The 14,678-nt window shown below is 60.6% G+C and carries 5 protein-coding genes; all 5 read right to left on the reverse strand.

The window, feature by feature from the left end; translation table 11 throughout:
* Positions 1–26 precede the first annotated feature (26 nt).
* A complete protein-coding gene (locus tag BCF11_RS04845; protein WP_098493737.1) occupies positions 27–8,834 on the reverse strand; it encodes a choice-of-anchor D domain-containing protein in 8,808 nt (2,935 codons plus the stop codon).
* Between the two features lie 24 nt (positions 8,835–8,858).
* The gene (locus BCF11_RS04850; protein ID WP_369827730.1) at positions 8,859–10,481 is read right to left on the reverse strand and encodes a multicopper oxidase domain-containing protein; all 1,623 of its coding nucleotides are present in this window, start codon (positions 10,479–10,481) and stop codon (positions 8,859–8,861) included.
* A gap of 10 nt (positions 10,482–10,491) precedes the next feature.
* Positions 10,492–12,018 carry a multicopper oxidase family protein gene (locus BCF11_RS04855; protein ID WP_098493738.1) on the reverse strand — a complete coding sequence of 509 codons (1,527 nt, stop codon included), beginning with the start codon at positions 12,016–12,018 and terminating at the stop codon, positions 10,492–10,494.
* Positions 12,019–12,132: 114 nt separating this feature from the next.
* The gene (locus BCF11_RS04860; RefSeq protein ID WP_098493739.1) at positions 12,133–13,281 is read right to left on the reverse strand and encodes an ATP-binding protein; all 1,149 of its coding nucleotides are present in this window, start codon (positions 13,279–13,281) and stop codon (positions 12,133–12,135) included.
* Between the two features lie 563 nt (positions 13,282–13,844).
* The gene (locus BCF11_RS04865; protein ID WP_098493740.1) at positions 13,845–14,450 is read right to left on the reverse strand and encodes a lytic transglycosylase domain-containing protein; all 606 of its coding nucleotides are present in this window, start codon (positions 14,448–14,450) and stop codon (positions 13,845–13,847) included.
* Between the last annotated feature and the right edge of the window lie 228 nt (positions 14,451–14,678).

Here is a 14,678-nt window from a genome sequence, read left to right on the forward strand (position 1 = left end):
CGAGCAGCGCCGTCTTGCGCCGGATGTCATCTGCCCGTTCCCGTCAAAGTCGACGTCTGCTTGCCTGCCGCATCATTTACAGACACCGTTGCGCTCTTGGCGCCGATCGAGCCCGGCTGGAATCGCACGGAAACTACGCAAGTCGCACCCGGATTCAACGTTGTAATCGTCGTCAGCTGACCCAGGACGAGAGGACCGCAAGTCGACCCCAACGCGTTGACGGCAAAGTCAGCCGGGTTGGTGCCTGCCAACGTTCCGTTGGTGATGCCGGTGAGCGGTACGTTGCCGGTATTGGTCAGCGTAAAACTCTGAAGCGGCCCTAATACCGAGCTCAGCAATACCGCGGTGCTGGGCGCAGCCCACGTGGTCGGAGTCAAGCTTGCGCTGACCACGCTTGCGGCGCCTGTACCGGTGAGCGGCACCGGCGAGCCCGAGACCGGGACGTTGGCGCCGATGGCTAGCGTCCCGCTCGCAGCACCCGTCGCTGTCGGCACGAACACCACGTTGATGGTGCAAGTGCCGGCTGCAGCCAGGGTCGTGGTGCAGTTGCCGCCTGATGCCGCCCGGGCGAACCTGCCGGTGAACGTCAGGGTAATGCCTGTCAGCGTGGCGCTGCCGGTATTATGCAGCGTCAGGGTTTGCGAGGCGCTGGTGCCACCGACTATCGTACTGCCGAATGTCAACGAAGTCGGCGTGACGTTCGCGGCGGCCGTCGGCACCGACACAAACTCGACCGCACCGATATCGAAGCTGCCGCCCTGCGGCCTGGTGGTGCCGAAGAAGTCTTTGGTAGGCGCATTGGCTGAAGTCCCGGTATTGATCGCCGGCGAACCCGATGCAATGGCGTAGTTACCAAGCGGCAAACCATAGCCTGCACTGCCCGACACAATCGCTGAATTGGTCAAGGACAGCGGCCCGTAGTACATATTGATCCACTGGTTGCCCTCATCCGGCGTTGCCGCAGGCATCAAGGTGAACAAGGGGTTAGGCAGTACCGCATCGGCAATGCCCGGAGGCACTGCGAAGCCGTTGCCGCCACCTTCCGGCGGCACCCGCGAACCATTGCAGTACTGGCTTACCACCGCTGGATTGGTGCCCAGGTTGCTTGCACCAGGATAGTCGGCGGCGTCAGTCAGGATCGAGAATTTCGGACTGAGCGTCAATCCCGAGGCATGGTTGTTCGGTGCAGTGTCGCCAAAGGTGCCTATGTCCCAGTAGATCGCGTTAGGGTCGCAATAGCCCGTTGCGTGGCCGGCCTGGTTCAAGGTCGGATTCAGCGTCACCACATTCTGCATGCCCGGAATCGCTGGATTGAGGCCGCCCACCGTGATATAGAACGAGCGGTTCTGCCAGAACAGGTTATTGCTCAGCACCGGGTTGGAGAATGTCGTGCAGTTTGGCAGACCGGCAGGGCAAGCCACGCTCGGCACGGTGAACGCCGTGATCAGGTTGGTGGTATGACGTGCAGTTTCCAGGCCTGCCGGTTCATATTGCGAGGTGGTCACCGGGCTGCAGGTTGTAGTGGAGCCGACCGTGGTGCAGTTAGGCGGCCCGACATTGGCTTTGGTGGCGGCGTCGGTGTTGAACAACACGCCGGCCGAAGCGGTACTGTCGTTGGATACGATGGTGTTGTTGACCAGGTTGACCCGCACCGCATCCTGTATCGAGACACCGCCTCCGGCCCAGCCGGCGACGTTATTCGCGATGATGTTGTTGGTGACGGAGACTTGATACCACGCATTCGCATTGTTAGGGCTGCGCTGCACGTCGGTGCCGTTGATGTTCTGCAAGCGCAGGCCGCCGCCCTTGCCGCTTTCAGCGGTGTTGCCGACGATCAGGTTGGCGTCAACTTTCATGCCGGGACCAACGCCGTCGCTAAGCTGAGGCGCACAATCCTGGTCGACCGTGGCGTTCTCGCAGAAAGTACCGTCCGGTTGAGCGCCCTGGACGATGATGCCGCCGCCGTAGGTCGGCAGCGTCGGGTTATTGCTCTGGTTGAAGAGCACCCAGTTGTGCGAGATGTCGCCGTTATAGCTGAAGCCCCAGTGCGAAATGCCGCCGCCATCGCCGCTGCTCATGTTGCCGCACACCCAGTTGTAGTTGAAGTGGTAGTTGTCGGCACCTGTGCAGAAGGTGACGCCACCGGCCGCCGACGGCGTGGTGGAGTTCATTTCGTCACCATAGGAAGCGTTCAATGTGATCGAATTGTGATGCACATTGATAGCTTTGTTGTAGCCGAACGGTGGCTGGGTCACGCCATCCGCAGCGATGATCGCGTCCGGAACCTCGGGCTGGCCAACGACAATCCCGCCGCTCAGGGTGCCGGCATTGCCGTAGATCCGGTTGTTGGCAATTTCCAGATTGTGGTTCCAGCCATGCACGAAGATGCCGCCGCCGCCTTGAGAGCTGTTGTTAAAGCTGATGCCATCGATACGTGACGGGTTGCACAGGAAATTGCTTGGGTAGGTAGTGCAATCCGAATTGCTGTTCGTCAGTGGGGTGCAGGTGGCGCCGTCAACTGAGACGCAGTTGGGATCGGCTTGCAACACCCCGCCCACCAACACGTCTGGCACGCCTTTTGCAAAGACCGTGATGGCCGCACCTTCGTAGGCGCCCATCAGTGATGGCTCCACCAGCAGCTCGCTCAAATTGCCGTTGAGACTGCTGTCCCAACCGAGAGCAGGTTCAAGCGGAATCACATCCACCTTGCGCTGCATCGTCGATGGACAAGTGTAGGTGCCGGTCGGGTCAAACGGGTTGGCCGATGAGATCAGGCCACCGTTGATTGCCACGCCGAACAGGCAGTCAACCTGGCGCCGCCACGGATCCATCTTGCCCGACGGATGGGTGTTGGCGTTGACAGTCACTGACGAAGCGCCGACGCCTTGCAACCGGATCGGCTTCCACATGAGCAGCATTTCGTTATACATGCCGGGGCCAACCATGAGCATGTCGCCCGGGGTGGCGCTGTCGATCGCGCTCTGGATGGCATTGCCCGCGGCATTCTCGCCATTGATGTATTTCGGCGTATTGCCGCCGATGGTGACGGTCACCGTGTCGATCGATTTCTTGCCGGCGCCGGTCGTGATCACCAGTTCGCCGCAAGTGGCAGGGAGCAGTGTGCCGCGTTGCTGGACCGGGCAACTCGACTGCGCCGAGGTCAGCAAAGGCGCCAGCACCTTGATCTGCGTATCGCTCCATGAAGTCACCGCCGCATTGACGCCGCCGATAGTTACCGTGCCGCTGCCCTGGGTAGCGCCGAAACCATAGTGGCGCGTGATGAACTTCTGGTTATACGGCGCAGTGGTGGCTGCCGGTCCGGAATAGGCATGGTTCAGCACCGTCGCGTCACCGGTGTTATTGATCGCGGTGATCGTCAGTACGCTACCGGCCACATTGACCCAGGGGCCGGCGCCGCCGGCGACGGCAGTGCCGGTCACCTTGGCGATGGCAGGGGTGGCGTCCGGATAGGCGCAGTCAGGCGGGTTGTAGCCTTCGGCGAAGGCCGAGACCGGCACCACCGGCGTATCCATATACTGGGTCTGTCCAGGCATGAACGGAATCTCGTAGCAGAACTGGCTGTAGGCCGGATTGAACAAGGGGTCGGTCATGGTCTGGCCAGGGTGCGCCGGATCAGGGATCGGACCGGGGTCGTTCATGCAGGTGACCATCATGGTCGGTGCATACCCGGTCGGATTTGGCGGGTTGACTTCCCAGGTCGAATAAGTCAGGCCATTGTAGATACCCCACTGATCGGAATACACACGGGAAATTTCAACGCCGGTGAAATCCTTGAAGGATATCGGCACGTTGGGGACGGCGAACTTCTCGCCGAATTGCGGCGAATACGGGTCGAATTCAGAAGAGAAATCGTCCAGCATGAAGCCGGTGTAGTGCGCCGCAACGTGGGTTGAGCTGAACACCCAGAATTTTGCCAGCACCGACATTTGAGGATCGAGCCGCACTTCCTTGCGATCGCACAGATGCCGCGAAGCACCCGCGAACGGCGCCACTTCTTGCGAGCCGGGGAACAGGCTGATGTAGTCAGGCACGATACGCAGCGCGCCGGCGCAGGGCCAGAAGGTTTCGACGCTGCCGGTGTCGCCTTCATGACGGGGTGAAGAGCCGAGATCCGTGGTCGGGTTCTGCGGATTGTTCGCGTTATACGCGCTATTGACCGCAGCCTGGTCGGGCAGGATGAAGATACTACCCAGGCCGGCGAACTGCTGCGTCACCGGTGCGATATAGTTGTCGCCGATGAGGATGTTCTTGTCTTCCTCTTTCACCAGTTCATAGCCCGGCGGCAAGACCATTTCCACTACGTACTTGCCGGCCGGAAGCATGACGGTGCCGTCGCCGGTTGGATTCGGTACGCAGATCGTGCAGTTGCTGGCCGTCGGTTTGCCGGTGGTCGGACTGGTGGCCGTCACGCTCGGGAATTTGTACATGCCGTCATAGGGCGCCGGCTGCAGATGGTTGAAGGCGTGCATGCCGTCGTAGCATTTGAACTGTGCGTGCGCAGACAGCGCCCTTTTCAGCGGGTCGAGCCACTGGGTGCTGTCCTTCAGCGTAAAGAAGTAGGGATCGGTGGTTTCCTGGCCGGGGCAGTTCATGTTAGGAACGCCGTCAGAGCGGAAGCCTTGCGCCCAATCGTCCCAGCTGCTGGTCTGGGTGGTGTCGACCAGCGTCAGGCTGGAGCTGCCATCCGCGGCCGTGCCTTTTTGATACAGATTGATGGTGACGTTCGGCACGTTCGGCGTCCAGCTGGTATGGATCAGCAGCGCCGGGTCATCGAATGGCCGGGTCGAAGCGTAAATCACCTCGCCCTTGATGCCGCCATTCTCAGTTGCGGCGAACGGCGTCTTGCCGAATTCGATGAACGAACTCTGGCCGGAGAAGCCTTGCCAGCCTACTGTAGTTACCCACGGCGGATCGATGCGGCCGGTGGAAGGATTGGCGGCACTGCTGCCCGGACCGTTCTGGATCGAAAAGCCGGTGCAATCCGCATTGTCGCAATACACCGCTCCCGGCACCCGCTGAGCGACAGGGAGGTGGGCCGTAGCCGATTCCAGCGTGTTGGCATAGTTCGCGGCAATCGACGAGTTTCCACCGCCTGGCGTGCCGTCCGGCGGGCCGCCGGCATCATAGACCACGTGCACGCCAGTCTGTTTGAAGCGGGTTGTATCAGCCTCAACCACATACCAGTTGAACAGCGGGAATATTTCGTTGAATCCAGCGAAGCCGTTGAGGTCCGTATTGTTGAAAGTGGAATAGCTGCCGTCGCGGAAACGGATATTGGTCGGCACCAGCGTCAGCCCCGGTTCGGTGCCTTGGGAGACGCCGTCGCCGTTGAGGTCGATGTAGGTCCGGGTATAGAGATTGGTATGCCATTGCAGCACCGGCAGGTCGCCGACGTTCTTATTCTGGTTTCCGGTCAGTTGCACCGCCGTCGCAAGACCGTCGACGATCTGGTCGTTCCACTGGTCGAGCACGGTCAATCTGAACGTGCCGTTGGGAATGCCGCTAAAGGTGAAGTTGCCGTTGGCGTCGCACTTGGTGAATGCAATGTCTTCGCTGTCCGGATCGCCCAGGCTCACATAGCATTGGGTGAAACCCAGAGAAGTGCGCGAACCGCTGCCGTACAGATTCTGGTTCGGCGGACGGCTGTAATGCAGGTTGGTGATCCTGCCGGTGACCGAATTGGTGCACGAGATGCCGCTGCCGGCTGGAGTCGGGTCGCACAGCCCGTTGGCCATCGTATTGGTGCGGCGGTCATTGATTATTTTCGGATTGGCGAAGCCAACGGAGACGTGGAAACCGGCCGGCCCGAATTCCTGGAAGTAAGCCGCCCCGGCTATCTTGATGAAAGCGTCATGAGCTTTTTGTCCGTCCAAGGTGTTGGTCTGCAGCCATTCTTCTCCCCTGCCGATGCGATCGGCTGCCGGTGTGGCGACCACACCGTATCTGCCGGGCATCAGATTGGCAATCACGGCCTGGCCGACCAGGGGCGAGGGGGTGACGCCATCCGACTCGTATCTCGGACAAGTCGGAATCATGCCGACCAGGCCATCGGTCGACTTTGAAATCGGGCAGGCATTGGCGCCGGTGGTCGGATCGATCATCCCTTGCAAAGAATTGGACAGCGGCATGTTGAACATGTCATAGGTCATCTGCCCGGTAGCATCGCCGGTGCCGCCGGCATCGTCGAAGAGCTTGATCTCAAATCCACCCAGTCCCGGCTCGCGGGCTGTAGAGAAAGTGCCGTCGCCGCCGCTGACGTCGACTTCGCCATTCAGCGGGGCGTCATCCTCGAACACAAACACCGAGACCTTCGCCGTCTGGAATGGTGTTTGTTGCAGGAGCACGTTGACAGCCGTCATGGCTGGCGCAATCGGGGCGCCGCCCATGCCATGGCCGCAAGTTCCGGTTCCCGGGGCGAAATCCGCACCGCCTGGGCCCGACGGGCAATCCAGGGCAATGCTGAATTGTCGCTGCGGTCCGCTGGGATTGTTTGGATCGACCGGCGAAGGACCACCTGCGCCTGCGGAGAAGGTGTTGCCGGCATCGCCCGGCAAAATCGAAATGTAATAGCGCTTGGTCGGGTCCAGCGCAACCTGGCTGGGGTCGACCGCAACCTGTTGCGCGGCAGTCGTCCGGCACACGCCGTTGCCGATGTCGCACACGGCCGGCGTACCTTGGACTTTCTGTCCGGCTTCGCAAGCGATGGCGCCGACGCAGCCGGCCGCCACCACTGGCATGTAGCTGGTATGGAAACTGGTGCCGATGGTTGGAACCGGCAGCGGTGGGCAATTGGCCGGCCGCGTGCTTGAATTGACCTGACAGGCAGGATCGATATTGAAGCTGCGGTCTTCCTCGATGATCCAGCGGTAGTCGTTGACACGCACCGGCGTGGCGGTCTTCATGCTGGGCCCGTCAAACACTTTGACAGCCAGGCCGCTAGCGCCCTTGAAAGTCACGGTGACGGTGGCCAGCGCCGAGGACGTATTTTGCGTATTCACGGCAGCGTATTTGAATGTCACCGTGGCGGTAGCCGCACCAACCGGAGCGGTGGCCGGCATCGCCGTGAAAGAACCGTCCGTGTTCAATGTTACGGTTCCGCCGGTGATGCTGCTAGGCGCAGAAGCTTTCAGCGGGTGTCCGGCAGGATCCTTATCGTTCGTCAGCACTCCTGGCGCGCCGATCTGCAGGCGCGATGCTATGGTGCTGGTGTAGCTGTCGTTGTTGGCAATCGGAGCGCCGCCCAGGCAACCCGAACCCGCGGTACAGGCGGCCAGCGTCACCGTCGCCGTAAGGGCCGGATTGCCGTTCGCCATATAGGTAAAGCTGTCGGTGGTGGCGCCGGCGGCCGGCACATAGGAGAACGTACCGTCAGGATTCAAGGTAAGCGTGCCGTGCAATGGCGCTGTCGCCACCTTCACGCCATAGACCCGAACGTCGTTGGCGATCACGCCCTTGGCTGGATCTGTAATGGTCAGGGTGTTGCCTGGCACCAGGAAATAATTGTCCGGATTGGCAATTGCATTTTGCGTGCCGGCCGCCACGGGCAAGGCGCCGCCATTGACGCTGATATAGGCCAGCATGCCGCCGTCGCGCTGATTGTTGGTGGACAGGCTGAGCTGGCGGTCGAACACGGGCAGCGCCAAGGCTCCCGTCGCCGGCGCATTCATCAGCACGTCGTAGGTCTTGCCTGCGGCCATGAATGCTTCGCTCTGGACCCGCCGCGTGCCTGGCAAGAGATTGCCGTCTTCCGCAACCAGCCCGAAACCGGAAGCCGCCGGGCTGCCGGTTTGCGCGCCAACCACGCTGGGAACGTGCATGCGCAGGCCGGCGTTCACGAAGCGCACGAGAATCCTGCCAGTGGCGGCAGGTGCGGCAATAGAGAATTGAGACTTGGTTTCGTTGGTGCGGTCAAAGGAGACGCCATTGATCAGGTAGTAGCGCGGATCGTAGTTGACTGCCGGCGGATAACAAGTGTGGAGAACCGTCGACGGTGAAGCGGGATTGCCGCAACCGCCGGGCTGGCCGGACCATACCTTGGTTTCGCTGAAGCCGGCAGTCGCCACTGCCGTTGCCACGGCGGCGTTTTGCGCAGGATCGATTTCGCTGAGCACCAGCGGCAGGCTGGCGTCATAGCTGACGCCCGGGTAGGCCTGAGCCGGGGTGGCGCCGCTGGCGGCAGTCGTCACGATCAGCACGCCATACAAGCCCATGGGGCCCTGGATCGAGGGATGCGTTCCCGATTCGATCAGGTAGGTGCCTGGCTTCAGGTTGGTCCAACTCAACACCGCAGTTGCACCGGTCGCAACTTCGGTGGCGAACGACTGCACGCGAGGCGCCTGGGCGGGTGGTGTGAATTGCGGACCTGTCGAACTTCCGGCGATAGGCCAGGTCGCGCTCTGGGTCGCATGCACAGGACTCGCAGTGGTTGTCGCTGTAGTGCCTAAACCACCTCCAAGCTGACCCACGATCACCAGCGAGGTCGGCACACCTGTCGTGGCGCTCGGCGGCACCGGCAGATTGTTGGTCAGGTTGATGATCAGGTTACCCGGCGGTACAGTAATCACCAGTGGCGACCAGCCCGTCCCAGCGTTCGGATTGGCAGCGGCGCAAGTGGCCGGAGCGACCGCGGCGGCGCTGCAGGCGTAGCCCCACATCGGCACCACCTGGCCATCCGGCAGCGTGGTGTTCACGGCCTTCGCGGTCAGGCTGACGCTTTGCGCAATGGCCGCGCCGCTCGCCATGAAGAGAATCGACGCCGCTAATCCGGCCTTGACCAAGTCGAAGAACCTGGTGTTGAACTGATTGGTTCTCATCGCGTTTCTCCCGCTTTATTTTATTTAGTTGGCTTCGTTAATCAGGTACGCCTGTGGATCAACGAGCATCATCATCATCATTCCGCCGGGGAAGATATTGTTGGTAGTGATCTCGCGCTCATTGTGCGAGTGCCACATGAAGGCGAAGCCCGCTTCGCCCGTTGGCGAGTTCGCGATCGTGCCGGACGGCGGAGTGGAACCGGTGGGGCCGACCGCGCGGGTGGTCGCATCCGGCCCGAGATAAGGACTGCCGCCATACCAGGAACCGTTGGTCAGGATGTTCGCATCGGGCAGCGTCACCGGGCCGCCGCTGCCGACAGCGCCGAACGGATGCGCTTCCAGCGGCTTGTTATGATCCTGGCACCACTCGTAATAGTTGGGCGCGAGCGGATCTGCCGTGTAATAGCCATTGGCATCCGGAATGCAGACGACCGGTTTTCCGAGGTAAGCGGGGAAAGCCGCATCGGTGTACAAGCCTCCGGCGCTGTGGCCGTAGACGTCCCAGTTCAAGCCCTTGCCGGTCCAGTAGAAGATACCGTCCATCGCCAGGCCCGGCGTGGTGGTCGTGGTGAACAGCAGCGGTCCGGCCAGCTTGGTCGCATCGGTCTGGCTCAGGATCAGGTTGCCGTCGCGGCCGAGGATGCGGACGTGATTGCCGTGTTCATGGAACGGATGCTGCCAGCGGCCGGCGCCGATGATGCGCAACAGCACCAGTTCGCCCGGATGCATGTGCGGATTGCCGTTGTATGGCTGGTGCGGATACTGCACTGCGTAGTTCGGATCCATGTCGTCCGGCATGGAGCGGCCGTTGATCATGAAATAGGCCGGATGGTAGGGTTCGGTATCGACCGCCATGCAACCGCCGGGCTGGGTGCATGCCGCGCCAGCCTGGTCTTCCGCCTGCGAATGGATGCGTGGATCCATCTCCGAGAACTGGAACAGGTACTCGCGGTCATAGCAGCTGGCTGCGTGGTTGTAAGCCGCGGCAGCGTTGCGGTAGTCGGTCTGGCCGTCCGGCAGCGTCGAAGCGACGGCGCGGCAACCGGCCGGCACCGCTGTCGGCAACACAATGATTGCGCCATACAGCCCCATCTCGATCTGCAAGTCGCCCTGGGTGCCGCTGTAGTAGTTATGGGTGCCCGCGGTACTGGCGATGAAGCTGTAGGTGACCGAACCGCCGTGAGCGGCTTCACGCGTCAGCAGGCCAGGGACGCCGGTTGGCGCGGCGGGACAACTGCCATCCGGGTTCATCACGGCCGCGCAAACCTGGAATCCGGGAAACAGGATCGAGGTGTTGCCTGCCGCCGCCGGCAGGTTGTTGGTAAGCGTCACCGTCACTTGGTCCCCCTGGTGGACGATCAGCGTCGGCCCCGGGATCTGCATGCTAGGGCAAGTTGCGCCGGCGATCGCCGCCGGCGCAAAACCGGCCGGCGCGGTGCGGCAGCCGTAGCCCCAGGAGTAGACGCTAGCGCCGTCCGGCTGGCTGATGCGGTTGGCTTCCGCACTGAAATTGAAACTGGTCCCGGTAATACCGGGGGCGGCGGCTCGCACCGGCGCTACGTAAAACATCGAGAGCATTGCGGCGAGCGCAGCCGTGGCGAGCCAAGCAGACTTCGCATTCCAGTTGTTATTAATGATGTGGCTCACGGCTCTTCTCCTAGGCGCAAGACTTGGTGTTCGGGTTCACGCTATTGCAGATGTGAACCTCGGTCATCAAGCCGCCAAAGTTCTCGGCATCATTCGAAAGGTGGTCGAGGTTCGGTGTATACAGGTAGTACACGCGCCCCGCCGGGTACCTGGTAGTGTCGCTGGCATCCAGGATCACGTCGATAGACTCGCCGCCGCCAAGCGTGATCGAGTTGGTGTTATAGGTCAGGTCGTTGCCGGACAAGTCACGCAGCAACCTGGCGTTGACGCCAATCACGTGCATCGGGATACCGAGCGAGGCCAGGGTCTGGAACTCGGAGACGTCGAGATCCGAGATCCTGAGCAGCGCCTTGCCGCCGACAGGAATGTTGATGATGGTTGGTAGCGGCTGAGAGAAATGCTCGGTGCCGTCTGCTGCCGGCGTGTGCATGGCGTTCGGATTCACCGTGTCCGGATAGCTCCTGCCGTTCAGCAGAAAGTGTTTATCCTTCATGTCGGTAAAGGGCTCTGGATTGAAGGTCATGCCGACGAAGTGAAAGTTCGGATCGAAGCCGTGGATCTGCACCGGATACTCGACGTCGTAGGCAGTAGATCCATCGCCGTCGTTATAGGCGTATAGCGTCGGGGTGCCAGCCTTGTTGTTGACGTGCGTGGTTGAATTGACCGGCGGCAGCGGCGAAGAACACAAGATGTCGCCACCGCACTTGGTCCGCAAATCGGTTTGCTGCGCCACCAGGCCGGCGTACAGCGTGCCGCTGGCGACCCGGTTCTGGCGCGGCCGCACATAGATCTGGCCAACCATGCCCATCTGCAGGTGTTCCGGCGGCGTGATGTGGCAATGCCAGAAATAGGTTCCTGCGTCCGGCGCCAGGTAGTAGTAAGTGAAGCTGCCGCCGATGTTGATCGCGACCGACGCATCCGGCACGCCGTCATAGAATGCCGAGGCGTTCGGATAGCCGTGGAAGTGCACGGTGTGCTGCTCGAACAGGTCGGGGCGCATGATCATGCCGACATTGGTCAGGGTGAGGAAGAATTCGTCGTCCTCGTCGATCGCCATGGTTGGCGCCGGCATGTTGCCGTTCATGACGCCGACATCCATGATCGGTCGCGGATCAACATGGCCCGTCAACTGGTTAGGCGGTACGGAATCCGGATCCGGGGTGAGCCCGACCGCGCCGTTGAAGGTCGTGCTCGGAGACGGATCGCCGATGCCGACGCCGGTGGAAACCTGGTTGAACACCGACGCCGGCTCCGTCCCCGGCAGGCCATGCACAATATCCACCAGCCCCGACAGCGGGCCGAAGGCGAACAGGTAGGTCTGGGTGCCGTCGCCCATCGTCGCGTAGCCATCGCCGCCGCCGATTTGCTGGCACTTGACCGAACCGCCGGCAGGATTAGGATTAGTAGCTGGCGGCGTCGGGTGCAACGTCGTAACCGGCGGGCATTGGACCCGGAACGACTGGGCAAATACAGGCGCTGCGAAAGCAAGCAATAGCAGCGCAAGCATGCCGCGGCTAAATAACTGTGTGCTGAACATATGACCTCCATCATGCTCCGCCAACGCGATGCGCTCGGAGCGCTGCCATCTACTTCATCTGCCACCGTGGCCGCCGATTGCCGTTGTTCTGGCTAACCCTGCGCCATGCCCTCATCAATTCGACTGCATGCCGTTGGCCGTTCCACGCATCACCACTGAGTGGAGCTTCCAGCGCACCTCTACCGTCGTGCCGCTGCCGGGAGAGGATTTGATTGCAAAAAATCCGCCGGTGGACTCCGCCCGCTCGCGCATGCTGCGCAAGCCGATGCCCTGCTGGCTGACGTGACCCCCTGTAAATTGCTTGGTATCGAAGCCGACGCCGTTGTCCTGGACGCCCAGGATCAGGTTGCCATGGTCGCTCAGCATCGAGACCGCGACGGTCGAGGCGCAAGCGTGCTTGGCGGCATTGTTCATCGCCTCCTGGATGATGCGGAATATCTCCGACTTGAGATGCGCAGGAATCTCCGCTTCTGCGACGTTCAGATGGCGCTCCAGCTTGATGTTGTCGTAGGCATCCTCGTATTTGCGGCAGTGCCCTTCCACGGTCGGCAGCAAGCCCAGGTCATCGAGCGTACTGGGCCGCAGCTCGCTGGAAAGGCGTCTTACGTCATCCATCGCATCGCGCAGGCGCTGTACGGTTTCGTCGAGAATGTGCGCGCCCTCCTGCACCTTGCCCTGCTTCAGCCGGCGCGAAGCATCTTCGACCATGAATTTGATCATCGCCAGCACCTGCCCGATGCCGTCGTGCAGCTCCGACGAAACGCGTTTCAGCTCAACCTCATGTGCGACAATCAGGCGATTGGCAAAATGCTGAAGTTCGAGTTCTGAGTGCTGCAGCGTATGCGACGAAGCCTGGCGCTTGGCCTTTTCCGTCAGCATCAACATGATCGAACAGGCGACGCCGTCGACCTGGTCGATGGGTACCGGCACCACAAACACTGCGCTCTTGCGGCCGCTACGGCCATGCAGGACCAGGTCGAACGGCTCAAAGCTGCTGCTCTTGGAACCCTGATGGAGCAGATGGCTAAGCGCTCTGTCGCCATCCACAACCAGGCGCATCAGCAAGGTGCCCAGCAATTCCTGCACTTTAAAGCCGAGCATATCGGCGGCAGTATCGTTGATGCTCGAAATAGCGCCCTCGTTATCGATAACGAGGGACGATATCCCGAACAGGTCGGTAAGCTCGCCGAACTGCGGCTCCGACAATTCGATCTCGCTGCGCATTTTTCGCATGACACCCAGCACCTGCTGCAATTTCAACATAGCCGTACTCCCTGTAGGCTTTTCTTATCTGACCGCTCCGTCTGCCGACGACCGGGCGTCTACCATCGAAGCCGCGGCGCCAGGAAACGGGGAAGGGATACTGATCGATGACTGCGATGAAGAATGTGGTAAAGAATGCGGAGAGAGGCGGCGGCCCGGATGCCTGCCGGTGAGGCAGCGTTGCCTGGAATTGCGGCGATGCAGATCAGGACGTCAGCGCACGGCTGGCCGCGGCGCAGTTCGGCCACAGGTAACCAAGACGCATTTACACGACGATAGCTCAGCATGCCAGCTCTCCCTGTGGAATGCCTTTTCCGTTTGGACTTTTTATGGCATTCGCTCATACCTACCACTTTGCTTCATCCGGCGCCATCCGTCAGTGGATGAACACCCCCAGAATCCGGTAGGGTATGCCCGCCTAAAATTTAGTTTAGGCGAACAATCGTCAGCTCGATATGAACTTATGAAAAATATATCGAATACTGCAATATCCTGTATCTGCAAGCCCAGCTAAAAGCCATGGCGCATCCGTTCTACCCTGCCGCTGCTTGCCAGCGTTGCCCTTATTTGTAATGCGCCATCACCTTCGGAACATATTTCTGCGTCTCGCCATAGTTGGGAATCCGGTAGCCGGCCCGGATGACGGCTTGCTCGCCGGCGTTATAGCCGGCCAGTGCGAGCTCTACATCGCCTTGGAACAATTTGAGCAGCCACTGGACGTATTCGGCGCCGGCGCGAATGTTTTCTTTCGGATTGAAGGCGTCCGAAACGCCAAACCGGCGGGCGGTGTCGGGCATCAGCTGCATTAGTCCGCGCGCACCCTTGGCAGATAAAGCCTGCGGGTTATAGCCCGATTCGACTTTGATCATCGCATGCAGCAGGTTAGGATCGAGGTCATGCTGGCGGGCTGCGTCCTCTATCATCTCTTTGAAAGCGCTTGGAATCGCGGAAATGCTTTTTGAGGCGACAGCGGTTGAAGCAGGGGCTTCATAGCCTCCGCGCGATGGCGCGATCAATAGCACCCTTGCCTCAGGGCTACTGAAATTGGAAAGAACGACGGTCCCCGCCGCGCTCGTGCCGCTATATATCTGGGCGTACGCAATACCGGGTGCGATTGATGCCGCCACCCAGCACGACAGAATAAAGAATGGCGGTATTTTAATTTTCATCACTGCTCCCATTGCGCCAATAGCTCAGATATAGGCAAATTTTCGGAGCAAAGCACCTGATGCAATCCCTTTATTCAATATGGGTACTATTACTACTTCTCAAACAAGAATGAAAATCGTCCGCTGAATTGCGCGATATTCGAATTTTACGTTGCTGTCCCGTGTCATTTCTCGCAAAAGGGCCCGAAAACACCTTTCCAGCAGACTGATTCTCCCTACAATCAAGGC

Source organism: Collimonas sp. PA-H2 (genome assembly GCF_002564105.1).
In the GTDB taxonomy this organism is placed as follows: Bacteria; Pseudomonadota; Gammaproteobacteria; order Burkholderiales; family Burkholderiaceae_D; genus Collimonas.

Excerpts from the sequence above, each read along its gene's own strand:
- BCF11_RS04855 (WP_098493738.1), bottom strand. The coding sequence starts at position 12,018 with ATGTTCAGCACACAGTTATTTAGCCGCGGCATGCTTGCGCTGCTATTG.
- BCF11_RS04865 (WP_098493740.1), bottom strand. The coding sequence starts at position 14,450 with ATGAAAATTAAAATACCGCCATTCTTTATTCTGTCGTGCTGGGTGGCG.
- BCF11_RS04860 (WP_098493739.1), bottom strand. The coding sequence starts at position 13,281 with ATGTTGAAATTGCAGCAGGTGCTGGGTGTCATGCGAAAAATGCGCAGC.
- BCF11_RS04845 (WP_098493737.1), bottom strand. The coding sequence starts at position 8,834 with ATGAGAACCAATCAGTTCAACACCAGGTTCTTCGACTTGGTCAAGGCC.